This is a genomic window from Acidaminococcus sp. AM05-11 (genome assembly GCF_003472805.1).
Taxonomy (GTDB): domain Bacteria; phylum Bacillota; class Negativicutes; order Acidaminococcales; family Acidaminococcaceae; genus Acidaminococcus; species Acidaminococcus hominis.
Genome location: NZ_QRMX01000029.1, coordinates 211 through 25,605 on the forward strand (window position 1 = coordinate 211; position 25,395 = coordinate 25,605).

Sequence of the window (25,395 nt, forward strand, 5' to 3'; positions counted from 1 at the left end):
AGTACTCGACTGGAAACGGTCCGGGAGGATAGGAAGCTGCCGGTTAAGGTAAGGACCCCTGAGTGAGAAATCACTCAGGGGTTTTTCTTTTGTCTTTTGCAAAAATCCCCCATTTTCGTTATAATACAATTACCATCAAACAAGAGAAAGGGGAAGTGAAAAATGGGGTATAAGTTTATGACCATTCTTCTCTTTTGTTTTTCCCTTTTGCCGTCGGCCTATTTGCGGTACTATCCTTTTCGGATTCTGGCCTCCAGGTCTGTGCGCCGATTTTTGCTCTGCGGCCATTTGATTATTTTCTTGTTGGAATTTGTACTGATTTCCGTTCTCTATAGTCAGGGGGTCCTGGTTTCCCGGACTCATACCTATCAGCAGTTGTATTTTATCAGCTACCTGCCCCATGTGCTGCTGCTGGTTTTCACCATCCGACCTTACTGGTTTCGGCATATCTTTGTTTTGGGGCTTCAGTCCATTTATATGCTGTTCATCCATACAGTGTCCATGGAGATCTATAAGTTGGGCTGGCCTGCCAAATGGGAAGCCCATGAGATGCTGGAATATTTTGGCCTCTATCTGTTTCTGTTCCTTTTGGGAATGCCCTTGATGCAGCGGCTGCTGGGACGGCTTTTCACCCGGAAACAGCTGCGGGTGCGGCCGGCCTATTGGTACTATTTGGGACCGGTGCCGCTGCTGCTGTGCTATTACCTGACCAATATGGATTACTACGATCTGCCCACAGAGGCTGTCACGCCTGTTTCCATCTATGTGTATACGCTTCTGAGCCGGGGCATTCTTCTTTTGGTGGCGGTGTGCCTGGTGGCGGCTGTCCGGAGTGGTATCCGGCACGCAGATCAGCTGCGGAGGCAGAAGGAAAAGAATGTGGTTCTCCAGGATCAGCTGGAGCAGCTCAATCTTTATGCGGCACTGCTCCAGAAGGAACAGCAAAAAATGGCTATTTTGCGCCATGATAGCCGGCACCAGCTGCGGCTTCTGGCCCAGCTGACAGAACAGGGCTATTTCGCGGAAGCAGAAAAACAACTGAAACAGCTGCAGAAAGAGGTAGAAGAACCATGAGCTCTTTTTTCGCTACCCTGGGTATTACTACATTCTTCCTTATACTGGTTCAGCCTTTTGCTTTACTCCATTTTTTGCCCTTCCGGCAATTTCTGCCCGCTCAGCAGCAAAAGCTGCTTTGGCGGGGTTGGTGGGGGCTGGTGCTCTTGGAAGCGGCAGGCTTTACCCTGCTGCAGCAGCAGGGTATTTTTGAAGATTCCCAGACCAGTTATTGGGTCCTCCGGGACTGCTCCTGGCTTCCTCAGGTTTTGCTGTGTCTGGGGTTTACCAGCCGCTTTTGGATTGGCCAGCTGTATGTGTTTGCCTTCCGGATCCTGTTTTCCGGTATTCTGTTTACCCTAAGCCAGGGACTTAGCCAGGAATTTTTTCCCCTTTTGGCAACTTCCCAGCGAGCAGGGCAGCAGACCCTCTTGTACGGTTTTCTGTCCCTATTGGCCTTTCCCTTTTTGCTGCGGTTCTTTACCCAGGTGTTCAGCCATTTTTCCCAGGCTGCTACCCGGCGGTACTGGCGGTATATTACCCTGATTCCGGTGCTGCTGGCCGTGGAAAGCCTGTACGTGAGTCTGTACGACTTTGTGCTGCCGGGGGTCTTTGATTTGCTGCTGCCCCGGTTCTTCCTGCTGGTGATTGCGGTGCTTCTCCTGGCGTCCATCCGCACTAGCCAGGAGGAGGTCTATCAGGGCATCCAAATCTTTGAAAAGAATCACCAGCTGCAGCAGCAGTTTACTTCCACGGAAAATTACATTCGGTTGGCCCAGGAATCCCGGCAGCGCATGGAGGCTCTCTACCAGGAAAAACGGGAGCTTTTGGCCTATTTGCTGGAGCGGGTCCAGCAAAAGGACCGGGATGGGGTTCTGCACTGCATCGATAAACTGGGAGAACGCTTCAATACCACCAAACTGCCCCAGTATTGCCAGAATCCCGTAATCAATGCAGCGCTGACGGTATATTTTGCCAAAGCCCGGGAATGGGGAATCCCGGTAACCATTGCAGCGGACCTGCCTCCAGGACTGGAATGCAGTGTGGATCTGTCCATTGTCCTGTCCAACCTGGTAGAGAATGCCCTTTTGGCCAGCCAGAAGCAGCCAAGGGAAAAGCGGAACATTACGGTACTGGCCCTGCACCAGGCTGGGGTGCTGAACATTTTGGTGAAGAATCTGTTCGATGCACCTGTGGAATTGGACGAAAACGGTCTGCCGGTGACCCATGTGAAGGGCCATGGGATTGGCATGAAATCCTTGGTTCGGTTCCGGGACAAGTACGGGGCCAGCATCCTGTGCCAACAGAAAGATGGCTGGTTTCAGACCTACCTGCAAGTAGCTGCCCAAACCCAAACAGGGGGTGAAGACGGTTAAAGGTCAAACATAAACTGGAAATACTGTTCCTGAAAATCCCGATATTTGCGTTTCCCCAGGGGAATCTGGTGGCCCTGGATTTCCACATATTCAGCCTTGATCAAGTGGATGGCGGCCAGGTTTACCAGGTAACCCTTGGTGGGGGAAAGAAACTGTCCCGGGGCGATTTTATCCAGGTCGGCCTTCATTTCCTGGCCGGACTTCCGGGTTTCCAGGGTACTGCCGTCGGCCAGATAGACTTCCATAACGTGGCCATGGCTTTCCAGAAAAAGAATTTGGGCGATTTCTTCTACCCGGATTCCTCCGCCTACCAGCCGAAAGATGATTTTGGCGCTGCTGCGCTGCCGGATATAGCTTACGGCCCGGTCCAGGGCTTTGTTGAATTGGGCCTGGGTAAAGGGTTTCAGCAGATAATCCGTGGCCTTTACGGCAAAAGCGTCTACGGCAAATTCGTCGCTGGTGGTCAGGAAGATGATTTCCGCCTGGCTGTGTTTTTCCCGGAGGGCACGGGCCACCTCGGTGCCCAGAATGCCCGGCATGCACACATCCAGCAGGACGATATCGAACGGGCACCCCTGGCTGATGGCATCGATAAAGGCGAAGCCATCGGTATAGGTCCGGTATTCCACGGTTTCTTTTTTGTTTTGGAAGTAGATTTCCGCAGCGGCCTGAATCATTTGTACTTGATCCGGCAAATCGTCGCAGATAGCAATGTGCAGCATCCTGCACCTCTCCTTTCCGTAACCTGTTAGCTTGTTAATTCTATTATACACAAATACAAACGCTTTCTGAGAAAACCGTCCTAAACAGGCGGTTTTTTTTCACGAAATGCACCTGGGAAATAGGCAAGCGCAAATTTTTGCTGGTCATGCCAAAAAAGCGCCCTTTCTTGCCAATTGTAAATTTTCCTGTAAAGACTTTGGTATAGTGTAGTTAATAGGAAGGATACAATAGCCCAAACTGTGGGAGAAGAAAAGAGGGAAATTGTATGAACAGGATCTATCAGGTCATTTGGAATCGGGCACGGGGAATGTATATGGTGGTGTCCGAACTGGCTAAAAGCCGGTCCAAGGGCAGCGGGGCCGGGGGTAAACGGAGCAAACTGTTCCAGCCCGCAGCGGTTCTGGCTGTACTGCTGACCTTTGGCGTAGGAGGAAACGCCTGGGCAGCCGTCACTATAGGGACAACAGATCCAGGAGTCTCGGCCACCGTGTATACCACCGATGAAGTGTACACCAAGATTGAAGTGAATGCAGAACTGGAGAAAAAAGCAGATCTTAATACGGACGGGAAAGTTGCTGCTGCTGTCAAAGCGGACACTGCGGATATCGCTACCAATGCCACTAACGATGGCAATGGAAAAAATATTGCAGATACCTATGCTACCCAGGAAAGTGTAAATGCGGCATTGGAAAAAAAGGCAGATGTTAATGAGGACGGGAAAGTTGACGCTGCTGTCAAAGCGGATACCGCCACTACGGCAACCAATGCCACCAATGCCACCAACGATGGAGAGGGAAACAACATTGCAGCTACCTATGCCACCAAGACGGCACTGGCGGGTAAGCAGGACAAGATTGCAGATTCTCTGACGATTGATGGTGCTACTGGGTCAACCATTATCAATAACAATACTATAAAAGTTCAAGATGATGTTAACACCTGGCATTCCACTACCATCACCAGTAGTTCCATTGATTTTGGCAGCGGCGCTACTACCATTAGTGAAGACTTTATTGGAACGACCAGCCTCTCTGCCAGTAAACTCACAATGGATACGGAATCGAATCCATCGATTACACTATACTATCAGAGAGGAAACTATACTACTACCATTGATGCAACGCAAATAAAAACTTCTACCCTCACCGGCACCTCCGGGGTTAATGACGGCAGCCTTAAAGCCGGCACTTACGTTGCGACCACAAGTACCGTAGGCCAGAACCTGAATGCCCTGGATACCGCAGTGGGGAACGAGAAAACCGCCCGCATCGCTGCTGATACTGCCCTGGCCGGTGCCGTAAATGGCGGGATGGTCATTGGCAGTGACAATGTCCTAATGAAAAACAGCACTGCTGTCAATGCAGAAACTGGCGCAGTGACCAATAGCCAAACGGCAGTGGATACCCTGATTATCAACCAAGGAAAGGATAACCAGGTGACCATTGATGAACACGGCATCAAGGTGGGTACGAACAGCTCCCTGATGGATGACGACGGTATTTATACCGGCGGCGATTCCTACAACGACGCCAAAGCAGCCCTTAAAGCCACCGGGGAAATCAAAGGGGCGGACGGCAAATTCACGGTAGATGCCGAGGGCAGCCTGACCGCAGTTTCTGGTACCATCGGTACAGTGAATGTAGCAACTGACGGTACGGTGACCGGTGTCAAAGACCTTACGGCCAGCGGCACCCTAACCAGCGGAGACACCAATTCCAGCAACTATACGACCATTAGCGCGGGCAGTACCCACTCCGAAAATGAGAAGATTGATAGCGGCACGCTTTATACCAGCGAAGCCACTTTTGATGAAAAGGGCAGCACCGTAAAGGTGAAAGATGACATAGCCAAAGGCTCCAGTACGTTGACCGCGGGACAACTGGAAAATGTCGTCAGCAGCAACGATGAGAAGACGAAATCCACCTTCCGGCAAACCACGGGTCAGATTTTGGCGGAGGTGACAGCTGGCACCAATACAACCAGCAGTACCCAGACCGCGCAGGATATTACCAATCAGGCAGCCACTGGTACCATCACCAATAACGCCAAGAACCTGGTGAATACAGCTGCCGATGGCATTACGCATACGGCTGGTACGAGCATCCTGGACGTGGTAGGGAATACGACGGTGACTACGACTACAGAGGGTACGACTTTTGAAAACACAGGTCACAGCACGGCTTTGGAAGGCGGTTCGCTTACGAAGACGACGATTTCCGGGAATACCCTCCAAACGGGCAAAGCAACCATGGACTATGCGGAGGTCATGAAAGACCTGGGGGTCCGGGGCAGTGCCGCCATCGACCAGAACCTGACAGTAAAAGGTGCTTCGGACTTGCAAGGCAGCGTTACGGTAGGCAAAGAGCTGGAGGTGAAAGGCAATACCAAGCTGGACGGTACCTTGGAAGTGGCCCAAGCAGCTTCCTTCAAGGATATCGTCACGCTGGAAAAAGACCTGAAGGTGGGCGGCAATGCTTCCATAGCCGGCGAAGTATCGGCCAGTTCCTATAAGATTGGGGACAAGACCTACATTGACAAGAACGGCATCAACGCCAATGACCAGAAAATCACCAATGTGGCACCGGGAGAACTGGCCCCGGACAGCAAGGATGCGGTAAACGGCAGCCAGCTGTATAGCACTAACCAGCGAGTGGACAGGCTGGACAGCCGGGTGGACAAGGTGGGGGCCAGCGCAGCGGCCCTGGCTAACCTCCATCCCCTGGATTTCGATGAAGACTCCAAAGTCAGCGTGGCCGCCGCGGTAGGGAACTATGGCAGCGCAGCCGCCGGTGCCCTGGGCGTATTCTACCGGCCTACTGACCGGGTAATGCTTAATGTCTCTTCCAGTTTTGGCAATGGCGAAAACCTGGTAGGCGGCGGGGTAACCTTTAAACTGGGCCGGAGCAGCAAACGGCTGGAGCAGGCTGAAAATACCAATGCCGCTTTGGCGAAACAGGTGAATGAACTCCAGGCACGGCTGGACGCTCTCTTGGGGGCACTGAATCCCCATATGAGCAGGGAATTTCCGGATGTGCCGGCCAACCATTGGGCTTATGAGGCGGTCAGTAAACTGGCCGAGAAAGGTATCCTCAAAGGGGAGGCAGACGGCAAATATCATGGTGACCGGACCCTGACCCGCTACGAAATGGCGGAAATCATCTATAACGCCCTGAGCAAAGGGGCCAAGGCCGAAGTCAAACTGGTGCAGGAATTCCGGCCGGAACTCCAGGCCCTGGCGGCTAAGAGACAGGCGTAACCCACTAGCTGAAGTAAATAAAACCTGAATACCCTTGCAAATTCACCCTGGCAATCCAGCCAGGGTGAATTTGTGTTACGCAGCGGCAGAAGGCCTGTAAGCTTGTCTTCAGCTATTTTTACTGGACCTGCAAAGCATAGGACGAAACAGAAAAATAGGTTTCTTTGGTTGACAGGTTTGCTGACACTAACTATAATTTAAAAGCGAATGCAAATTATTTGCAAGTAAGGAGCTGAAAGACTTGAAAAAATGGATTGTTTTGTTATTGCTGTTTTTTTGTTTTTGGGGCAGTGCAGAAGCGGCAGGGCACATTGTGGGTGTATCTTATGGAGTCAACCAGAAAGGGCAGCTAAGGGTTGTGATTGAATCGGATGAGCCGCTTCCTTACAAGACAAAAATCTTGGAAGGAGAGGCCCATATTTTTATTAATGGCATACTGGAACCCTCAATCGCTCCCATCTACCAGCCGCGTGAATCCACTCACGTAAGGACGGTCCGTTTGCAAAAGACGCCAAAAGGGACGTTAATTCATATCCATACGGATGAAAACCCAACCCGGGCGGATTTTAAGATATTTGCTTTGAAGGCCGATGCGGAAACAAAACGGCCGCCGCGCATTGTAATCGACGTGGCGCCTGTATTCGAGCGAGAATACAGGGTAGGGGGCGGACTCAAAGGGAAACGGATTACGCTAGACCCTGGTCATGGGGGTTCCGATCCTGGGACCCATGGCCTTGAAAGCGGGCTCAAGGAAAAGGAAGTAACCCTGCCTCTTGCCCTTCGGGTAAAGAAGCTCCTTGAACAGAAGGGAGCAACGGTCTATTTAACGCGATATAGTGACCGCGATGTTTTTGGACCTACGGCTACGGATCAGCAGGAACTCCAGGCCCGCGTTGATGTGGCCGAAAAGACCCGTTCTGACCTGTTTCTCAGTATTCATTGCAATGCGAGTACGAATCGCAGTGTTGGAGGCTATTCCACGTATTATACGCCCAAGACACCCTATGATAAGAACTTTGCCTATGACCTACAGACTGAGTTAATGAAAACGGCTGCTGTGACGGATCGAGGCATCTTTGCTTCCCGGCTGTACGTCAATCGCAAATCTTCAATGCCCAGTGCTTTGGTGGAATGCCTGTTTATGACGAATAAAAGGGAGGAACAGCTGCTGCTCTCCGAGCATTTCCTGGATAAAATTGCAGAGGCTATTGCGCGGGGAATTGAAAAATTTGAGGAGGCTGGAGTGTAGGCAATTGGCGGAGAAAATATGCTGGCCCGCTAAAGAACGGACTCCATTGCTTTTTATGATTACTTTTTCCTATCATGGATAATTCTCAATAGGTATTTGTTATTTTCCCTTACCCTGACTATAATTGTTGTAGGAAAAACATACTTGTTTTCCGGGTATTTAGTTTGACTTTTTTTGGGAGGGGTTATTATGTGGAAAAAATTGATGGCCGTTCTGGTCTGTTGTTTGGCCCTTGTGGTGGGCGCCTGCGGAGAAACGGCTTCTACGGCAGCACCGGCTGGCGGCAATAAGGCGGCAGCTGCAGCGGACAGCAGTGCCGCAGCTGAGGGCAAAACCTTGGTAGTCTATTTCTCCAATACGGGAAATACCAAAAAGGTGGCGGAAGCTCTTGCCCAGGAAACCGGCGGCACCCTGTATGCTATCGAAGCGGCCCAGCCGTATACGGCGGCCGATTTGGACTATAACAACAACGATAGCCGGAGCGTAAAGGAACATAAGGATCCGTCCATCCGTCCTGCCATTAAAGGGGATGTGGCTGACTGGGGTTCTTATAAGACCGTTTATATTGGCTATCCCATCTGGTGGGGACAGGCTCCCAATATTCTCTACACCTTTGTAGAAAACCATAATTTCGACGGCAAGAAAGTGATTCCTTTTGCTACTTCCTACAGCAGCTCTTTTGGCAGCAGCGGCTCCAACCTGGCCAAAGCAGCAAAAACCGGCAATTGGCAGGAAGGCAAACGCTTTGCCGGCGGCGCTGGTGCAGCTGAAGTAAAGGATTGGCTGAAAAAATAAGCTTTGTCTAAGGGCACCCACGGCAGTGAGTGTCCTTTCTTTCTGCCCGGCTGCCAGCAAAAGGGGCTTCTTTTTTTCCCAGGTTTCGGTATAATAAAGAGTAATATTCTTACCAAAGAAACCCAATTTACAATCAGGAGGATTATGGATATGCACAATAAATGGCTCCGCAGATTTTTGAAGCTGCTGCTTTTTTTGGTCTGCCTGGCAGGTTTGGGCGCTGCCTTTTGGCAGTTAGCCCCCAGCTACGCCAAGGCCCCTGTGCTCCAAGCTCTGCGCTGGGGCCAGGAGAAAGCCATCCACTACGATTTGATTTCCGGTTCGGAGGTGACCAATATCCGGCAGGTAATGACTGCGGATCCTTCCACCAGCCGGACCATTATGTGGCAGTCTTCCTTTGCCCAGGAAAACCCCGTGGTGGAATACCGGGTAAAGGGCCAAAATGACTCCCAGACGGTTTCTGCAGCAGAGGAGAAGTTCACCGATGGGGGCAAGGAAACCTACATCCATACGGCGTATTTGACCAAGCTGAAGCCGGGAACGGACTACGAATACCGGATCCGCTATGCCAAGAAGGCAGGAAACTGGCTGGCACTTCATACGTTTAAGGGCAATGATTTTAAGGCGCTGGTATTCCCGGACTCCCAGTCCAGCGATTACAGTGTCTGGAAGGAAACGGCTATGCCCGCCTGGGAACGGAACCAGGATGCCCAGTTCTTCATCAACATGGGGGACCTGGTGGACAATGGGGAGGATGCTTCCCAGTGGAATGCCTGGTTTGACGTGGTGGAACCCATGGCGGAAAAGATTCCGGTGGCGCCTCTTATGGGCAACCACGAAACCTATAACCTGGACTGGAAGGTTCGCCGGCCGGAAGCCTATATGAAACTGTTCTCCCTGCCGGCCAATGGGTACAAGGCCTATCCCAACCGGTTTTATTCCTTCAATGTGGGAGATGTGCACTTTGTGGTGCTGGATACCCAAACCCAGGAAATGGCCGATTTTGAGCCCAGTCTTTTGGCGGATGAAATGGCCTGGTTCAAGGCAGATATGGCCAAAAACCAGAAAAAGTGGAATGTGGTGCTGATGCATAAGGATCCCCTGCAATACGCCTTTAATCCGGAAACCCGGCCCGGCGCCGACCGGAAAGAGGGCTTTTCGGAAGAAGGCCGGCAGTGGATGCCCCTGTTTGACCAGTACCATATTGACCTGGTACTGTCCGCCCATCTGCACACCTACCGGAACCGGGGCATTATCCAGAACTTCCAGCGGGCGCCCCAGGGGCCGTTATACATTATTACCGGCGTGGCCGGCAATGTGCGGTATCCTTCCCTGTGGGCCCGGCATAGCCTGGATGTGATGGTGGCACCGCAGCCGGAGACGGATAACTATCTGGTGCTGGAGAAGCAGGACAATATGCTGCGGATTCGCTGCTACCTGCCCAATGGCACGCTGCTTGATACGGCAACGGTGGTCAAGTAAAACTGAACAAAGTATACAAAATTATGAAAACTTGTCACGAAAATGTGACAAGTTTTTCTTTACAGAATGGACAGAATGCAGTAAAATACTACTATTATTGAGAATTCTGCTCCCTGTGGGGCAGAAGGCAGAAGGAGGTTGTTGCCTTGAAGCTATCATTCACAAAGATGCATGGCTGTGGAAACGACTATGTGTATGTGAATTGTATGGAAAAGATGCTGCCGCAGCCGGGGAAAATTTCGGAGCTGGTGAGCCATCGCCGTTTTGGGGTTGGTTCCGATGGTCTGATCTGCATTTGCCCGTCTGAGAAGGCGGATTTCCGTATGCGTATGTTCAATGCCGATGCCTCAGAAGGCAAGATGTGCGGCAATGGCAGCCGCTGTGTGGCCAAATTTGTTTATGACAAGGGTTTGACCAAAAAGGATACCATTACCCTGGAAACCCTGGCCGGGATCAAAACCATCCATATGACGGTCCAGAACGGCAAGGTGACGGAGGCCGAAGTGGCCATGGGCAAGGCCGAAACAAGAACGCAGCTGATTCCTATGCAATGGGACGCAGAGACCTGCATCAACCAAGGGGTGACTTTCACCCGGCCGGATGGCAGTACCTTCCAGGTACAGGGAACGGCGGTATCCATGGGCAATCCCCATTTTGTCCTGTTTGTGGACGAGGTGGAAACGGCTCCGGTGGAAGAAGTGGGCCGCATCATTGAAACCTCTCCGGTCTTTCCGGAACAGGTCAATGTGGAGTTTGTCCAGGTAATCGATGCCAACCACGTGAAATTCCGGGTTTGGGAGCGGGGCAGCGGGGAAACCTGGGCCTGCGGAACCGGCGCCTGCGCAGTAGGCTATACGGTGCTTACCCTGGGCAAAGCCGGCAAACCAGGAGAATTCGTCAAGGTGGAAGCCAAAGGCGGTATGCTCCAGGTGAAGGTCCAGCCCGATGGGGAGATTATCCTGAAGGGACCGGCCACCACTGTTTTTGAGGGAGAAATGGAACTTCCCGATAACTTGGATTGACTTTACCCCATTGCTAATTTAAAATAAACATATAAGAGCGCTCAGCACATAAAGGAGATTACTATGGCTTTAGTAAATGGCAATTATGCAAAATTAAAGGACAGCTATTTGTTTTCTGATATTGCAGCACGGGTAGCTGCTTTCACCAAAGCCCATCCCGAAAAGAAATTGATTAAAATGGGCATTGGCGATGTTACCCTGCCGCTGGCTCCTGTAGTTGTGGATGCGATGACCAAGGCTGTCCAGGAAATGGGCAAGAAAGAAACCTTCCGGGGTTATGGCCCTGAACAAGGTTACGATTTCCTGCATGAAGCCATTGTTGCCTACTACGCTCGTCATGGAGTGGAACTGGACAGCAAGGAAATTTTCATCAGCGATGGTGCCAAAAGCGACTGCGGCAATATGACCGACCTGTTTGACGACAGCAACGTAATCCTGGTTCCGGATCCGGTTTATCCCGTTTATGTGGATACCAACCTGATGCGCGGCCGCAAGATTTTGTACATGAACGGCACTCCGGAGAACGGCTTCCTGCCCATGCCGGACTTTGATGTAAAAGCCGATATTGTATACCTGTGTTCTCCCAACAACCCCACCGGTGCCGTTTACACCCGGGACCAGCTGGCAGTTTGGGTAGAATACGCCAAGAAGTATGATGCCATTCTGCTGTACGATGCAGCTTACGAAGCGTTTATTACGGATGAGAACATCCCCCGCTCTATTTACGAGGTTCCCGGCGCCAAGGATTATGCCATTGAAATCTGCTCCTTCTCCAAGACGGCAGGCTTTACCGGCACCCGCTGCGGCTACACCGTAGTTCCCCTGGGCCTGAAACGGAAATCTCCGGAAGGCAAGGAAATGAGCCTGAACAAAATGTGGCTGCGCCGGCAGACCACCAAGTTCAATGGGGTCAACTACATTGTACAACGGGGTGCAGAAGCTGCCATGTCTCCGGAAGGGGAAAAGGAATGCGGCGAAATGCTGGCTTACTACCGTGAAAATGCCCGCATGATCATGGAAACCTTTGACAAGAAAGGCTACAAGTATTTCGGCGGCAAGTATTCTCCTTACGTTTGGATGCAATGTCCCAACCATATGGGCAGCTGGGAATATTTTGACCACCTGCTCAATGACCTGGCCATTGTAGGCACTCCCGGCGCTGGTTTCGGCACCATGGGGGAAGGTTACCTGCGTCTCAGCGCTTTCGGTACCCATGAGGGCACCAAGGAAGCCATGGAACGGATTGAGAAAGACAGCATTTAAAATTGTTTTTTACCAACCAGAGTCAATTCTTAAAAACAGGAAAGGGTGTTTGCGTATGAAGAAATTAGCATTAGCATTGACCGCCGTTTTGTCCATGGGTTTGGCAAGTATGGGTTTTGCCAGCCCCGCCAGTGACCTGTTGAATCAGGAAGAAAAGACCGTTACCCAAGTAGTGAACCTGCTGCAGGGCCAAGGCGAACTGGCTGATGTATCCAAGAACTTTACCCCAGAATTGCAAAAGAACTTTAACGATAAGGCTCTCAGCAATATGCAAAAGGGCGTTACCGACCAACTGGGCAAAGTCAGCGATGCTACCCTGGTACGGCTGGACAAGTTCCCGGATGCAGACCGTCTGATCTACTTGGGCAAAGCAAGAAAATCCCCGAATGTGCAATTGACTTTCCTCTTTGTGACCAAAGACAAGAAAGCTTTGCTCCAGGGCGTTAACGTGACTCCGGTAGAAATCAAAACGGAAAATACCCAGGATAAGGCAGCTGCTGCCAAATAAGTTTCTTGGGAAATTATCCAAAAGGCTTGCAACAAAAAATTCCTGACCCTACGGGGCCAGGAATTTTTTTGTCTGTGGTATTTAGTTTTTCAGATACTTGGTGAAGAATTGGGTGAGTTTGCCCCAGGGAATCAGGTCCACCTTATCGTACAGGTCCACATGGCCGGCGCCCTTTACGTAGTACATACAGTTCCTTGGGTTCTGCTGCCCGGCGGTAGGCGTCTTCGCTGAATTCCTTGGAATGGGCCTGGTCGCCGGTAATAAACAGCATGGGCCGGGGAGAGATGGTCTCGATATCTTCAAAGGGATAGAAGTTCATAAACTTTACGTTGCTGACCAGGGTCGGATGGGTGGTATGTTCCGGATTTTCTCCCGGCGTAGTGTAGGAGCCCCGGGTGGTGCGGTAGAAATCATAGAATTCCTTTTGGATGGGGTTGGTGCTGCTGTCAATGGCGTGGGTGGTGCCGCTGGTATATTTTACGGGAGCTCCGTCAGCTTCTGCCCAGCGTTCCTGGGCGGCCTGTTCCAGAATGGCCTTGCGCTGTTCCACGGTCTGGGATTTGTTCAGGCCCCAGCGGTTGGCGTTGCCCATATTGTACATGCTTACGGTGGCTACGGCCTTCATCCGGGGATCAAGCTTGGCGGCGCTGATGACGAAACTGCCGCTGCCGCAGATGCCCAGAACCCCGATCTTATCCCGGTTGACAAAATTCTGCTTGCCCAGGTAATCCACGGCGGCACTGAAATCTTCGGCGTAGACATCGGGGTTTACGCTGTTCCGGGGTTGGCCTTCGCTTTCGCCCCAGTAGGACAGGTCAATGGCCAGGGTTACAAAGCCCTTTTCCGCCAGCTTTTGGGCGTACAGGTCGGAGCTTTGCTCCTTTACGGCGCCCATGGGATGGCCCACAATAATGGCCGGAAGTTTTTCTGCCTTTTTCAGGTCTTTGGGTACAAACAGGCTGCCGGCTACCTTCATATCATACAGGTTCTTAAAAGAAACCGTCTGTTTGGTCACCTGGCTGCTCTTGTAAAAGTTGTCAGGATGGCCGGCGGTATCGGTGGGAGCCGGGGTAGTGGCCGGCAGGGGAGCGAAGAAATCAGCTGCCTGGGCTTTTCCCGTATAGCCTACTGCTGAAAAGACGCTGCTGCACAGCAGCAGGGATACCATTATTTTTTTTGCTTTGGACATCATAATACATTTCCTCCTTTTTGCAGTACAGAAATTGGGGTACCGGATTGGCTGGTACGCCAGAAAATAAACAGGGCACTGACAGCAGCAAAGAAAACGCCGCCGCTTAAAACGAAACTGGTTCCATAGCGGTCAATCAGCTGGCCGCAGAGCAGGCTGGCAGCCATGGTGCCCAAATTGGCGGCTGTCAGGAACAGTCCGTTGGCAAAGGCCGCAGCTTCCGGGGCCGCAGTGGTCAGCCAGTACTGGTTCATGTTGGCATTGATGCCGCCCAGAATTCCCCAAAGAAGAATTACCAGAGCGGTAAAGCTGGCGGAAGTGCCGGCCAAGCTCAGCAGCCCATACAGGGCGGCCAGCACAAAGGGAAAGGCTTGGACCGAAGAGCGGGGAAAGCGGATCAGGAGGCCGCCGGAAATATAGCTGCCCACCACATTGGCCAGCCCATAGAGCAGCAGCAGCAGACTGACGTTTTGGGGGTTCAGGCCGGTGACCCGGTCCAGATAATCTGCCAGGTAGCTGAAGACACCGAAGACGGCTCCGTTCATAAATACCACGGCCAAAATGGCCTGCCAAACTACGGGCTTTTTCAGTACGGCCAGCTGGCTGCCATAGCTCAGAACCTGATGCACAGGCAGGGAGGGCACCCAAAGCAGGGTTGCCAGGAAGGCCAGGGCTGTTACTGCTGCGAAAAACAGCAGGGACGCTTCTAAAGAAAATTGGGCGGCCAGAAAGTTGCTGACGGGAACGCCTACCACCATGCCGGCGGCGGTGCCAATCATTACCTTGCCCACGGCTTTGGGGCCCTCACCAGCGGGTGCCTCCTGGGCGGCTGCGGCAAAGGCCAGGGAGCAGTACACCGGATGAAAGAAGGCGGGAATGATCCGGGCGGCCAAAAGTACGGCAAAACTGTCGGTAAAAGCAGAAAGCAGGTTGCATACGGCGAAAAGCCCCAGCACAAAAAGCATGACGGTTTTCCGGTTGAAGCGGGAAAACAGCAGGGGCATAACGGGCCCGGCCCCGGCAACTACCAGGGCGAACAAGCTGACCAAAAGGCCTGCCTGGGAGATGGGAACGGAAAAGCGTTCAGCCACAGCGGGCAGAATGCCAATGACTCCCATTTCCGTATTCAAGATGCCGAATACGCCTATGGCTAAAATAAAGAGAAATAAACGCAGGTTTTTCATAGACTCTCCTTTCTGCAAACAGTATAAACTAGGAAAAGATGAATAACAAATACCTATATACTTTTATAAATTATGCTTTAAGAGCATAAAAATAAAGAAAGCCGCTTCAGGCCCAAATTGGGCTTTAGAAGCGGTATTCTTTTGATAGGAGCAGTTAGATGTAAAAACGGGAAAAGCCCCTGAGAATGGAAAAGAACCCGGCAGAAGGTGTGTTCTGTCGGGTTCTTGCTCTTGTTGCTTATTTGACGGTCTTCAGCTCCGTCCAGTAATGGTCGTACATGGTAATGGCATCTCCAATATCGTGGAGCCATTCTCCTTTGGAGAAGTTGTCCGCTGCGGTTTGCAGCATGGGATCCTCCAGGAATTCCTTGGAGTGGAATTCCCGGGCTTTCACGTTGGGGTCGTTGTAGCCGATGTATTCGTAGTTCTGGGCGCTGACCTTGGGGTCATACAGGAAGTTGATGAATTTCTCCGCCAGTTCCTTGTGTTTGGCCCCTTTGGGAATGGCCAGGGCATCGGCCCAGACAGTGGTGCCTTCCTTGGGAATCACAAAGCCCAGGTTGGGGTTGTCCAGATGGCTGAAGTAGGCATCGCCGGACCACATGGTTCCAATCCAGCCTTCTTCGGCAATGAATTTCTGCTTCAGGCTGTCCGTATCATAGGCCAGTACCCCGGGGGCCAGGGCTTTCAAGTCCTCGAAAGACTTTTTCACCTGTTCCGGATCCGTGGAATTGTAGGAATAGCCGTTTTTCTTCAGCCCCATGCCCAGTACTTCCCGGCTGTCGTTCAGAAGAATGACACGGCCTTTGTACTTGGGGTCCCACAGGTCATTCCAGGAGGTGGGCGGGGTCTTGATGTACTTCTTGTTGTACACAATGCCCGTCATGCCCCAGGTATAGACCACGGAATATTCCTGGTTGGGGTCAAATTCCGGGTGCTGCAGCTCGGGGGTCAGGTTTTGGATGTTGGGCATGGCTGCCTTATCCAGCTTTTCCAGCATACCCAGCTTGATCATGGTGGAAACCATGTAGTCCGAGGGCTGGATCAGGTCATACTGGGCGCCGCCGGCCTGGAGTTTGGCCAGCAGTTCTTCGTTGTTGGAGAACACGTCGTAGTTGACCTTGCAGTTATATTCCTTTTCAAATTCCTTGATCAGGGCGGGATCGTAGATATCCGCCCAGCTGTACAGGTTCAGCACTTCCTTATCGCTGTCCTTGTCACTGCCGCAGCCGGTACTGAAAAGGGCGGTGAGAAGGGTCAGACAGACCAAAAAGAAAATCTTAATTTTTTTCATGGCTCAGTCCTTTCTGGAAGAATGATACCCCTGCTTTTGCAGCAGTTGGGAAACAACCACCAGGGAAATGGTGATCAGCATCATGCAGGTGGAAAGGGCGTTGATCTGAGGCGAAATTCCCCGTTTTACCATGGCGTAAATGTACAGGGGAAGGGTGGTGGAGTTGGGCCCGGCCACAAAGAAGCTGATGACAAAGTCATCAATGGACAGGGTAAAGGCCATCAGGGCTCCTGCCACAATGCCCGGAAGGATCATGGGGAAGGTCACATACCGGAAAGCCTGCCAGGGAGTGGCGTACAGATCGCTGGCCGCTTCTTCCAGGTCCTGCCGGCAGCCTTCCAGCCGGGCTCCTACGGTGATAATCACGAAGGACAGGCAGAAGGTAATGTGGGCAATGGTCAGGGTGATTTTGCCCAAAGGAATGCCGGCCTGGGAGAACAGCACCAAAAGGGACAGGCCCATAACGATTTCCGGAATCAGGATGGGCAGGTACAGCAGGCTGTTCATGGCAGCCTTGTACTTGTACTGGTACCGGTGAAGGGCCAGGGCGGCCATGGTACCCATAATGGTGGTAACTACCGTAGTAATGGAAGCAATAATCAAGCTGTTGCCCAGGGCGGACAGCACTTGGTCATCGTGGAGCAGGGAAATGTACCATTTCAGGGTAAAGCCCGTCCACACAGCGTTGATTCGGGATTCATTGAAGGAATACAGGGACAAAATCACCAGGGGCAGGTACAGAAACGCCAAAACCCCCAGGGAATAGGCAACCAAAGTAGCACTACGCCAGCTTTTCTGCATGGTGATGGCCTCCCTTCTGGGCCTGGAGGGCCTTATAGTAAAGCACAATGAGCAGCAGGGCCAAAATGGCCAAGATAATGGACAAGCTGGAGCCGAAAGGCCAATCCCGGGCGGCCAGGAACTGGTCCTGGATGACGTTGCCGATCAGGGCGCTTTTGGCGCCGCCCATTACATCGGGCACTACAAACATGCCCAGGGAAGAAATGAATACCAGGATGGAGCCGGCGGCTACCCCCGGCATGGTCAGGGGCAGGGTTACTTTACGGAAAGCTGTAAAGGGTTTGGCGCCCAGGTCACTGGCAGCTTCCAGAAGCCGTTTGTCCATCTGTTCCAGGGAAACGTAGATGGGAAGAATCATAAACGGCAGCAGGGCGTAGACCATGCCCAGCATCACTGCATAATCGTTGTACAAAAGAATCATGGGTACTTCAATGACGCCCAAATGGAGCAGGAAGGTGTTCACCAGGCCTTGGGCCCGGAGAATAATTACCCAGGCGTAGGACCGGATTAGGAAGTTGATCCAGAAAGGAATCATCACCAGGATAATCCCCATCTGCTGCCACCGCTTGGGCATGATCATGGCAATGGTGTAGGCAATGGGATAGCCCAGGGCAAAGGTAAACAGCGTGGTCACCACTGCGGTAAACAGGGTGGAAGCGAAAATTTGAATGTAAAGAGGCTCAAAAAAACGCACGTAGTTGTTCAGGGTCCAATGAAAAATCACCTGTCCGTAGGTGGAACGGGAGGCAAAGGATACTGCAACCACAATCAAAAGGGGCAGCGCAAAAAAGATTGTCAGCCACCCCATGGAAGGCAATACCAGCCATTTTCCCCGCTTCATTTCGTCACCCGAACGCTGTCCTTGGCGTTCCACCGGATTCCTACCCGATCATCCGGTTCCCAGCGCTTGTGGTCATCATAGTATTGATAGGCAGTGACCAACTCATTGGAATTGTCCAGACGGATGAACACCTTGTCAAAGGTGCCGCAGAACAGGATTTCCACCACGGTGCCGTAATAGAAGGAACCGGGTTTGTCCGGGTCTTCGTCTTCTTCCTTGGTAACGATGACGAATTCCGGCCGCACGGAAATCAGATGGTCCTCATCTCCCTCAATGTCAAAGAAGTTGTTTTCGCCAATAAAGCTGGCGGCAAACTTGCTTTTGGGAGCCTGGTAAATCCGGGTGGGGGGATCGTCCTGCTCAATCCGCCCGCCGTTGACGATAATAACACGGTCGCTCATGGTCAGGGCTTCTTCCTGATCATGGGTTACATAGATGAAAGTGATGCCCAGGCCGCGTTGGAGATTTTTCAAATCCAGCTGCATTTTTTTCCGCAGCTTATAGTCCAGGGCGCCCAGGGGTTCGTCCAAAAGCAGTACCTTGGGGTTGTTCACCAGAGCCCGGGCGATGGCCACCCGCTGCTGCTGGCCGCCGCTCATCTGCTGGGGCTTTCGGTAGCGAAGGTTCTCCAATTGGGTCAGGTACAGCACCTGGTCGATGCGTTCCTGCTGTTCTTCCTTGGGGACCTTCTTCATCATCAGGCCAAAGCGGATGTTGTCCTCCACGGTCATGTGGGGGAACAGGGCGTAATGCTGGAAGACCATATTGACATTGCGTTTATAGGGTGCCAGTTTTGTTACATCTTCGTCATCCAGATAAATATGACCGGTACTGGGAGTTTCCAGTCCGGCAATCATACGCAGAATGGTAGTTTTACCACAGCCGGACGGTCCCAGCAGGGTAACGAATTCTCCGTCGTATATGGTCAAATCCAGCGGCGGAATAATCACGTTGTTCTCAAATTCCTTGGTGATACCCACCAGGCGAATCATTTCTTTCATCTCTCAGTTGTCACGACCTTTCTTATTTTAAACAATACGCACATTATAGCATGTTTGCCCCTGCGATAACAGAAAAGAAAGGCAAGAAAAACCCATTTTTTTGTAAAATTTTCCCGGATTTTGCTACCTTTGAAACGATATTCGAAAAACGGTTCATGTTACGGAAAAGATTGCAGGAATTTCATAGGAGGCTAACGAATATGTTTCTATGAAATACAGTTTAGATATGAAGCAGAAAGCAGCCAAAATGGGAAAGCCGGATTTTAGGTCCGGGAGAGGAGGTACAGCATGACTACGGTGACAGCATCGGAGATTGCCCTTCCGCGGGATTTGATCCAGTTTGTGTTTGAAGCTGCCTATATCCAGCGCTGGAATGACCACATTCGTCCCCAGGGCTTTACAGAGCTTGACAAGCAGGCCCACAAGATGATGATTGCCTATATTCTGGCCCGGTACGAGGAGCAGGATCATCACGCCCAATTGGATTGGCAGGTGCTGATTGAGGGAGGTATTTTTGAATTCCTCCACCGGATTGTTTTGACGGACATCAAGCCCCCGGTTTTTCACGAATTGATGCGCAAAAGTGGTCCCCGTCTGAATGGGTGGGTCTATAAGGAACTGGCCAGGAGGGTTCCCTCGTTGGCAGGGTCTGCCTTTATGGACCGGCTGCAGGCGTACCTGGATGGCAATGACCATCCCCTGGAAAAGCAGCTGCTCCGGGCAGCCCATTATTTGGCCACGGAATGGGAATTCCGGATTATCTATCATATGAATCAGGGAATCTTTGGGGTGGAGGAAATCAAAACCGCCATTGCCGACGAAATTGAGGAACACACCAATTTGGCCGGGGTACAGAAGATTGCCATGAACGGGAAAACCCGGAAATTTGTGGACCTGATTGGGAAGCTTCGCTTCCAGAAACGCTGGTCCCAGTCCCCTCGGATGCCGGAAACCTCCGTTATGGGGCATGTGCTGGTGGTTGCCATTATGGGGTACTTCTGTGCCCAGTATATGGGAGCCTGCCCTGCCCGGGTGGTCAACGATTTTCTGGCCGGTCTTTGGCATGACCTGCCGGAGGTGCTGACCCGGGATATCATTTCGCCCATCAAACGTTCCATTGAAGGCCTGGATGAACTGATCAAGGAAATTGAGCAGCGGCAGATGGAAGAAATCCTGCTGCCCCTTTTGCCGGCAGCGTGGCATAAGGATATCCTCAACTTCACGGTCAATGAGTTCCGGAACCGGATTTGGGACGGGGGAGAACTGATTCTCCTGTCGGGGGATATCCCTGCCCAGTATAATGCAGACCGCTATAGCCCGGTGGATGGGGAAGTGCTCAAGGGCTGTGACCATCTGGCTGCCTTTATGGAGGCCTGGCTCAGCGTCCAATGCGGCATTTCTTCCGTTCATCTGACCCGTGTCATTGACGAATTGCCCCGTCAGTATAAAGGTAAAATTGTAGGGGGAATCCCGTTTGGCCGCATCTATCAACAGTTTATGGAGGATGACCCGGCTTCTGGAAAAGGCTGGATTGTTCAATGAATACAAAATTGTATACAAAATACATAAAAATAAACTGTTATTTCTGAATCATGCTATAATGTGCATGTAAGGGTTCACTAGATAATATTTTAGGAGGCGTTACAAATGAGTTTATTTGAAATGGCAAAGATCCCGATGGAAGAAGCTAGCAAGCTGATCAACTTGGATCCCAACGCTGAGGCTGTTATTTCTCAACCTGAACGTACTCTGGAAGTTAGCATCCCTGTAAAGATGGATGATGGCACTGTGAAGGTATTCACTGGCTACCGTTCTCAGAACAGCACCATCCTGGGACCTGCTAAAGGCGGCGTTCGGTACCATCAGAACGTGTCCATGGATGAAGTTAAAACTCTGGGTTTCTGGATGACCACCAAATGCGCAATTGCTGGTCTGCCTTATGGCGGCGGCAAAGGCGGCATTATCGTTGATCCTTCCAAGCTGTCCAAAGGGGAATTGGAACGCTTGACTCGTGGCTGGATCGACAAGATTGCTCCGGTAATCGGCGAAAAGAAAGATATCCCTGCTCCTGATGTTAACACCAATGCCCAAATCATGGCTTGGATGTGCGATGAATTCTCCAAGATCAGCGGCTCCTACGAACCGGGCTTTATCACTGGTAAAGCAGTTTGCATGGGCGGCTCCCTGGGCAGAACTTCCGCTACCGGCCGCGGCGTAATCACTGCAGCTCTGGAAGCTCTGAAAGTAGCTGGCAAGGATCCTAAGAAATCCACCCTGGCTATCCAAGGTTTCGGTAATGTAGGCAGCTGGACCGCTAAATGCGCTCATGATGCCGGCCTGAAGATTGTTGCTTTGAGCGACATCAGCGGCGGCCTGTATGACGAAAATGGCCTGGATCCCTACAAACTGGAAGAATACGCTAAGACCAATGGCGGCGTAATCAAAGGCTATCCTGGTGCAAAAGCCATCACCAACGAAGAAGTTCTGGAACAAAAAGTTACCGTTCTGATTCCGGCTGCTCTGGAACTGCAGATCACCGGCAAGAATGCTGACAAGATCCAAGCTGAAATCATCGTTGAAGCTGCTAACGGCCCGACCGATGCAGATGCTGATAAGATTCTGCAAAAGAGAGGCATCCCCGTTGTTCCTGATGTTCTGGCCAACGGCGGCGGCGTAACTGTTTCTTACTTCGAATGGGTACAAAACCTGTACAGATACTTCTGGACTGAAGAAGAAGTAGTTGAAAGACAGGAAAAAATGATGGTTAAAGCCTTCAAGAACGTTTACGATGCTGCTAAGAAGTACAACACCACCATGCGTGTTGGCGCTTACATCGTAGCCCTGAATGCTTTGGCTGAACCCATGAAGCTGAGAGGCATTATCTAAGCGAACCCTACAATCGGCTCACTGTACTGGGAAAGTACACAAAGCTCCAGGCAAGCAATTGCCTGGAGCTTTTCGTCTGTCTGGATAGGAAGGTCCGTATTTGCCTAGCCGTTTTCCAGCGGCTGGGGCAGCGGGAGCTTGTTCCAGAAGAACGAAGACGGGTATTGCAGCTTAAATAAGGCTTGCAATTTGCCGGGGAACATCGTATAATGTATACAAAATTATTCGACAACTTCATCTGATCCTTATTGGCATGGAAATGGTTTCCCCTGTTTCTGTCCGTCCGTAAGGCCTGAATGCATACCAAAAGGTATGGCAGTCAGGCCTTTTTTATTTGCCCAAAGGGCGGGGCTACAGGGTATTGCAGACTTGGGAGGGAAAATCATGAACAAAAATCAACCCATTGGTGTTATCGATTCCGGCGTAGGCGGCTTGACCGTCCTGAAATGGCTGAAGGCCAAAATGCCCCACGAAGACTTTATTTTTATTGGGGATACGGCCCGGACGCCTTACGGCAACCGGTCCCGGGAAGAAATTACTCGCTTTGTAGGGGATATGACGGCGTATTTAAATGAATGCCGGATCAAACAGTTGGTGGTAGCCTGCAACACCATTACGGTGCTGGGTACGGATACCATTCGGGGGGATTATGATTTCACGGTGATTGGCATGGATAAGGGCGGCCAATTGGTCCCTTCCCTGACCAAGAATAAACGGGTGGGCTTTTTTGCCACGGATTTTACCGTGTCCACCGGTGCCCATAAAAAGGCCATTCAGGCAGTGGATCCAAGCATTCAGGTGTTTGGCCAGGGTTGCCCCAAGTTTGTACCCTTGATTGAAGGGGAACGTTTTGGCAGCCCGGAGCTGAAGGCGGCCATCAAGGAATATGCCGATAAACTGCGGCAGCACCAGGTGGATACGGTGCTGCTGTCCTGCACCCATTATCCTTTTGTCCGGCAGGAAATTGAAGAGGAGTTTGGACCGTCAGTGACGGTTGTGGACCCGGCCGAGCAGACCACCCTGAACGCCATAGCGGACCTGGAAGCCCGGGGACTTGCCAAAACTGCCGGCGAAGGCAGTGTGGACATCTGCTTTACAGCGGACCTGGAGCGGGGACGCCGGCTGGCAGCCCGGATGCTGGATCCCAAGGACTGCCGTTTCCACCTCATTGACCTGAAAGCGGAACCAAGCATAAGCGCAGCAGTCTGAACCAAAAAATCCCTTCTCTCGCAGAACCCGTGAGAGAAGGGATTTTTCTTGTCAGATCAACGCTTTTTTCCAGGTGCCCTGGTGCCAGCGCCAGAAGAACACCAGTCCCCGGGTACATTCGTCCAGGGCCATGGCCAGCCAAATGCCGGCCAGTCCCCACAGCAGGTGGACGCCGAAGAACCAGCCGCCCAGTACGGAAAAGGACCACATGAAGATGATGCCGATGGTAATGGGGGCCTTTACGTCCCCGGCAGCATTCAGGGCCATAACCATGCACATATTCACGGCCCGGCCAATTTCCAGGAAGATGTCGATGAAAAGAATCACCTTCCCCAAGGCGTGGACTTCTGGATCATTGGTAAAGACGGAGAAAATCAGGTCGCTGTGGAAGTAGACCAAAATCGCCAGGGAGCCAGAAAGCAGCATGGAAACGAAGATGGTGAATTTTACCCGCTGGTCCACTTCCCGGTTGTTGTCCGCCCCTTTAAAGTAGCTGACCAGAATTTGGGTGGCCATAGCCAGGGATTGGGAGTACAGGTAGCTGATCATGGCAATGATGTAGGCATATACCTTGGTAGTGATTACCGCAATGCCAAACAGATTCACAAAGGTCATCAGGGTCGTCTGGGACAACTGGTAGGAGAAGGTTTCTCCTGCCGAGGGAATTCCCAGATACAGGAGCTTGGACAGTTCCTTTTTGGGGAAAGGCCGCAAATGGGAAAGGGACAGGCGGATGGGGGTCTTTTTCCGGCACAGGTACAGCACCAGCACAAGGCCCAGGGTTTTGGCCGTATTGGTGGAAATGCATACTCCCAGGACGCCCAGGGAAGGAATGGGGCCCAACCCGTGAATCAGCACCATATTGCCGCAGATGTTCAGGATGTTCATGACGGCGGAGCAGAGCATAGTTTCCCGCAGCAGGGAAAAGCCCCGGAGAAAAGAGATAAAGGCGGTGTAGGCGCTTTGGATAATGATAAAAAGCCCAATCCAGCGCAGATACAGGGTGGCATCCGGGTAAATTTCCAGGGGTACCCCCAAAAGCTGCAGGAAAAAGCGGGGAAACAGGAAAAGAATCAGGCTGATTAGGGTGCCCAGCGTCAGGTTCAGGGCCAGGGATACGGAGCAGACCCGGCTGGCCTGGCTCAGATTGCCGGCACCTCGGTAGTGGGCAATCAAAATGGTGGCCGCCTGGGAGAGCACGGATAGGGTCAAAATAATCATATTGATGATCATGTTGTCGTTGCCTACCGCTGCTACAGCATCCTGGGAATAGTGGCTCAGCATGAATTGGTCCATGTTGGGCACCAGCATCTGCAGACCGATTTCAATGAAAATAGGCAGGGACATGGCAAACACGGTCCATTTACTTTTGTATTCCTGTGGTGTTGTCATACTAGCCTCCAAAAAATAACTTCCTTGTTATCCTAGCACAGGGGGGAAAGAGTAACAAGGTTTCCAAAAAAGTTACGAATAGTGCCTTATTTCTGATAGAAATTTGCAGGAAACGGCGCATTCTTCCCGAAAATGTTTTAGTATAGACAGTTTGTTTCGGCTGCTTCCTCTGGCGGGTACCAGAGCCCAGGGCAGGAAACAGAAGGGAAGTGAAAGCCAGCATGGAAAATAGGGAAAGACGCGAAAAGATTCTTGGTTTGCTGCAGCAGGCGGAGAATCCGTTGACCGGTACGGACCTGGCCAGGGAATGTAAGGTCAGCCGTCAAATTATTGTAGGAGACATTGCCCTCCTGCGGGCTGGAGGAGTTTCGGTAATTTCTACCCCCAGGGGCTACCAGCTGACCACGCCTCAGCCGGCCGGAGTGCAGGAATCCTTTTTGTGCTGCCATGGCAAGGAGCAGGTGGCTGCAGAGCTGAATGCCATTGTGGACAATGGAGGAATTGTCCACAACGTGATGATTGAACATGAGGTCTACGGCTATATGGAGGCCCAGTTAAATCTCCATTCCCGCCGGGATGTGGCTCTGTACATCAAACGGATGGAAGAAACCAAGGCACCGCTCTTGGCCAGTCTGTCAGGAGGCGTACATTCCCATCTGGTGGAAACCGCCACGCAAGAAGAAATGGAAGCCGTGCACCAGGCTTTGCAGGAATTGGGCGTGCTGTATAATCCCAAATAAAATGCTCCCCAGGGGCGCATAAAAAAATTGCTGCCTTTGGGGGCAGCAATTTTTGTTGGGCAGGGAACCTGGGGGTTGAACAGCAGTTTCTAAAAATCATACAAAACCATATAAACATGATTATTTTGTAC

At 51.7% G+C, this 25,395-nt stretch carries 20 protein-coding genes and 1 pseudogene; 13 read left to right on the forward strand and 8 right to left on the reverse strand.

The features are described 5' to 3' along the window. The first annotated feature begins 162 nt into the window (after positions 1 to 162). Positions 163 to 1,074 (forward strand): hypothetical protein, encoded by a 912-nt coding sequence (locus DW089_RS09605; protein WP_118287197.1) that lies wholly within the window; start codon positions 163 to 165, stop codon positions 1,072 to 1,074. Positions 1,075 to 1,214: 140 nt separating this feature from the next. After that, complete coding sequence (locus DW089_RS09610; protein ID WP_233547591.1) at positions 1,215 to 2,429, forward strand: GHKL domain-containing protein; 1,215 nt, start codon at positions 1,215 to 1,217, stop codon at positions 2,427 to 2,429. Here the strand turns inward: DW089_RS09610 and DW089_RS09615 are convergent. After that, the gene (locus DW089_RS09615) at positions 2,426 to 3,151 is read right to left on the reverse strand and encodes a LytTR family DNA-binding domain-containing protein (protein ID WP_118287198.1); all 726 of its coding nucleotides are present in this window, start codon (positions 3,149 to 3,151) and stop codon (positions 2,426 to 2,428) included. The genes DW089_RS09610 and DW089_RS09615 overlap by 4 nt on opposite strands. Before the next feature lie 266 nt (positions 3,152 to 3,417). Between DW089_RS09615 and DW089_RS09620 the strand changes: the two genes are divergently transcribed. The 7 genes from DW089_RS09620 (at position 3,418) to DW089_RS09650 (ending at position 12,727) form a co-directional block, all read left to right on the forward strand. Then, on the forward strand, positions 3,418 to 6,408 hold the full coding sequence (locus DW089_RS09620; RefSeq protein ID WP_105326894.1) for an ESPR-type extended signal peptide-containing protein: 2,991 nt from the start codon (positions 3,418 to 3,420) through the stop codon (positions 6,406 to 6,408). 241 nt (positions 6,409 to 6,649) lie between these two features. Beyond that, a complete protein-coding gene (locus DW089_RS09625; protein WP_105326895.1) occupies positions 6,650 to 7,657 on the forward strand; it encodes an N-acetylmuramoyl-L-alanine amidase in 1,008 nt (335 codons plus the stop codon). 189 nt (positions 7,658 to 7,846) lie between these two features. Further along, entirely contained in the window at positions 7,847 to 8,452 is a 606-nt protein-coding gene (locus DW089_RS09630) for a flavodoxin (RefSeq protein ID WP_105326896.1), read from the forward strand. A gap of 150 nt (positions 8,453 to 8,602) precedes the next feature. Beyond that, positions 8,603 to 9,934 carry a metallophosphoesterase family protein gene (locus DW089_RS09635; RefSeq protein WP_199614808.1) on the forward strand — a complete coding sequence of 444 codons (1,332 nt, stop codon included), beginning with the start codon at positions 8,603 to 8,605 and terminating at the stop codon, positions 9,932 to 9,934. A 167-nt stretch (positions 9,935 to 10,101) separates the two neighbouring features. Next, the gene (gene dapF / locus DW089_RS09640) at positions 10,102 to 10,956 is read left to right on the forward strand and encodes a diaminopimelate epimerase (protein WP_233547592.1); all 855 of its coding nucleotides are present in this window, start codon (positions 10,102 to 10,104) and stop codon (positions 10,954 to 10,956) included. 63 nt (positions 10,957 to 11,019) lie between these two features. Continuing rightward, positions 11,020 to 12,219, forward strand: a complete 1,200-nt coding sequence (locus DW089_RS09645) for an LL-diaminopimelate aminotransferase (protein ID WP_105326899.1) — start codon at positions 11,020 to 11,022, stop codon at positions 12,217 to 12,219. A gap of 55 nt (positions 12,220 to 12,274) precedes the next feature. Continuing rightward, on the forward strand, positions 12,275 to 12,727 hold the full coding sequence (locus tag DW089_RS09650) for a hypothetical protein (protein WP_146109056.1): 453 nt from the start codon (positions 12,275 to 12,277) through the stop codon (positions 12,725 to 12,727). 81 nt (positions 12,728 to 12,808) lie between these two features. Here the strand turns inward: DW089_RS09650 and DW089_RS09655 are convergent. The 6 genes and pseudogenes from DW089_RS09655 to DW089_RS09680 form a co-directional block, all read right to left on the reverse strand. Further along, a pseudogene (locus DW089_RS09655) lies at positions 12,809 to 13,895 on the reverse strand (alpha/beta hydrolase). Positions 13,896 to 13,915: 20 nt separating this feature from the next. Continuing rightward, positions 13,916 to 15,100, reverse strand: a complete 1,185-nt coding sequence (locus DW089_RS09660; protein ID WP_105326901.1) for an MFS transporter — start codon at positions 15,098 to 15,100, stop codon at positions 13,916 to 13,918. Between the two features lie 238 nt (positions 15,101 to 15,338). Then, complete coding sequence (locus DW089_RS09665) at positions 15,339 to 16,394, reverse strand: PotD/PotF family extracellular solute-binding protein (RefSeq protein WP_105326902.1); 1,056 nt, start codon at positions 16,392 to 16,394, stop codon at positions 15,339 to 15,341. A 3-nt stretch (positions 16,395 to 16,397) separates the two neighbouring features. Further along, positions 16,398 to 17,195 carry an ABC transporter permease gene (locus DW089_RS09670; protein ID WP_105326903.1) on the reverse strand — a complete coding sequence of 266 codons (798 nt, stop codon included), beginning with the start codon at positions 17,193 to 17,195 and terminating at the stop codon, positions 16,398 to 16,400. After that, on the reverse strand, positions 17,176 to 18,036 hold the full coding sequence (locus DW089_RS09675; protein ID WP_105326904.1) for an ABC transporter permease: 861 nt from the start codon (positions 18,034 to 18,036) through the stop codon (positions 17,176 to 17,178). Before DW089_RS09675 ends, DW089_RS09670 begins: the two co-directional genes overlap by 20 nt. Next, positions 18,033 to 19,037 carry an ABC transporter ATP-binding protein gene (locus tag DW089_RS09680; RefSeq protein ID WP_105326905.1) on the reverse strand — a complete coding sequence of 335 codons (1,005 nt, stop codon included), beginning with the start codon at positions 19,035 to 19,037 and terminating at the stop codon, positions 18,033 to 18,035. The genes DW089_RS09675 and DW089_RS09680 overlap by 4 nt, the downstream gene beginning before the upstream one ends. A 288-nt stretch (positions 19,038 to 19,325) precedes the next feature. Between DW089_RS09680 and DW089_RS09685 the strand changes: the two genes are divergently transcribed. From DW089_RS09685 to murI, 3 genes are all read left to right on the forward strand, one after another. Further along, positions 19,326 to 20,579 (forward strand): HD domain-containing protein, encoded by a 1,254-nt coding sequence (locus tag DW089_RS09685; protein WP_231086902.1) that lies wholly within the window; start codon positions 19,326 to 19,328, stop codon positions 20,577 to 20,579. A 105-nt stretch (positions 20,580 to 20,684) separates the two neighbouring features. Further along, complete coding sequence (locus DW089_RS09690) at positions 20,685 to 21,923, forward strand: Glu/Leu/Phe/Val dehydrogenase (protein WP_105326906.1); 1,239 nt, start codon at positions 20,685 to 20,687, stop codon at positions 21,921 to 21,923. A 384-nt stretch (positions 21,924 to 22,307) separates the two neighbouring features. Next, positions 22,308 to 23,132, forward strand: coding sequence for a glutamate racemase (murI, locus tag DW089_RS09695; RefSeq protein WP_105326907.1), 825 nt, complete (start codon positions 22,308 to 22,310; stop codon positions 23,130 to 23,132). 51 nt (positions 23,133 to 23,183) lie between these two features. On the opposite strand, the gene DW089_RS09700 is transcribed toward murI, so the two are convergent. Beyond that, on the reverse strand, positions 23,184 to 24,524 hold the full coding sequence (locus DW089_RS09700) for an MATE family efflux transporter (RefSeq protein WP_105326908.1): 1,341 nt from the start codon (positions 24,522 to 24,524) through the stop codon (positions 23,184 to 23,186). Positions 24,525 to 24,745: 221 nt separating this feature from the next. Between DW089_RS09700 and DW089_RS09705 the strand changes: the two genes are divergently transcribed. Continuing rightward, positions 24,746 to 25,264, forward strand: coding sequence for a transcription repressor NadR (locus tag DW089_RS09705; RefSeq protein WP_105327430.1), 519 nt, complete (start codon positions 24,746 to 24,748; stop codon positions 25,262 to 25,264). Positions 25,265 to 25,395 lie beyond the last annotated feature (131 nt).

What these genes read in the sequence shown, in the direction of transcription:
- murI (WP_105326907.1), top strand. Translation starts at nt 22,308, where the DNA reads ATGAACAAAAATCAACCCATTGGTGTTATCGATTCCGGCGTAGGCGGC.
- DW089_RS09675 (WP_105326904.1), bottom strand. Translation starts at nt 18,036, where the DNA reads ATGAAGCGGGGAAAATGGCTGGTATTGCCTTCCATGGGGTGGCTGACA.
- DW089_RS09690 (WP_105326906.1), top strand. Translation starts at nt 20,685, where the DNA reads ATGAGTTTATTTGAAATGGCAAAGATCCCGATGGAAGAAGCTAGCAAG.
- DW089_RS09665 (WP_105326902.1), bottom strand. Translation starts at nt 16,394, where the DNA reads ATGAAAAAAATTAAGATTTTCTTTTTGGTCTGTCTGACCCTTCTCACC.
- DW089_RS09620 (WP_105326894.1), top strand. Translation starts at nt 3,418, where the DNA reads ATGAACAGGATCTATCAGGTCATTTGGAATCGGGCACGGGGAATGTAT.
- DW089_RS09630 (WP_105326896.1), top strand. Translation starts at nt 7,847, where the DNA reads ATGTGGAAAAAATTGATGGCCGTTCTGGTCTGTTGTTTGGCCCTTGTG.
- DW089_RS09635 (WP_199614808.1), top strand. Translation starts at nt 8,603, where the DNA reads ATGCACAATAAATGGCTCCGCAGATTTTTGAAGCTGCTGCTTTTTTTG.
- DW089_RS09680 (WP_105326905.1), bottom strand. Translation starts at nt 19,037, where the DNA reads ATGAAAGAAATGATTCGCCTGGTGGGTATCACCAAGGAATTTGAGAAC.
- DW089_RS09670 (WP_105326903.1), bottom strand. Translation starts at nt 17,195, where the DNA reads ATGCAGAAAAGCTGGCGTAGTGCTACTTTGGTTGCCTATTCCCTGGGG.
- DW089_RS09615 (WP_118287198.1), bottom strand. Translation starts at nt 3,151, where the DNA reads ATGCTGCACATTGCTATCTGCGACGATTTGCCGGATCAAGTACAAATG.
- DW089_RS09705 (WP_105327430.1), top strand. Translation starts at nt 24,746, where the DNA reads ATGGAAAATAGGGAAAGACGCGAAAAGATTCTTGGTTTGCTGCAGCAG.
- DW089_RS09660 (WP_105326901.1), bottom strand. Translation starts at nt 15,100, where the DNA reads ATGAAAAACCTGCGTTTATTTCTCTTTATTTTAGCCATAGGCGTATTC.
- DW089_RS09700 (WP_105326908.1), bottom strand. Translation starts at nt 24,524, where the DNA reads ATGACAACACCACAGGAATACAAAAGTAAATGGACCGTGTTTGCCATG.
- DW089_RS09685 (WP_231086902.1), top strand. Translation starts at nt 19,326, where the DNA reads ATGACTACGGTGACAGCATCGGAGATTGCCCTTCCGCGGGATTTGATC.
- dapF (WP_233547592.1), top strand. Translation starts at nt 10,102, where the DNA reads ATGCATGGCTGTGGAAACGACTATGTGTATGTGAATTGTATGGAAAAG.
- DW089_RS09605 (WP_118287197.1), top strand. Translation starts at nt 163, where the DNA reads ATGGGGTATAAGTTTATGACCATTCTTCTCTTTTGTTTTTCCCTTTTG.
- DW089_RS09650 (WP_146109056.1), top strand. Translation starts at nt 12,275, where the DNA reads ATGAAGAAATTAGCATTAGCATTGACCGCCGTTTTGTCCATGGGTTTG.
- DW089_RS09645 (WP_105326899.1), top strand. Translation starts at nt 11,020, where the DNA reads ATGGCTTTAGTAAATGGCAATTATGCAAAATTAAAGGACAGCTATTTG.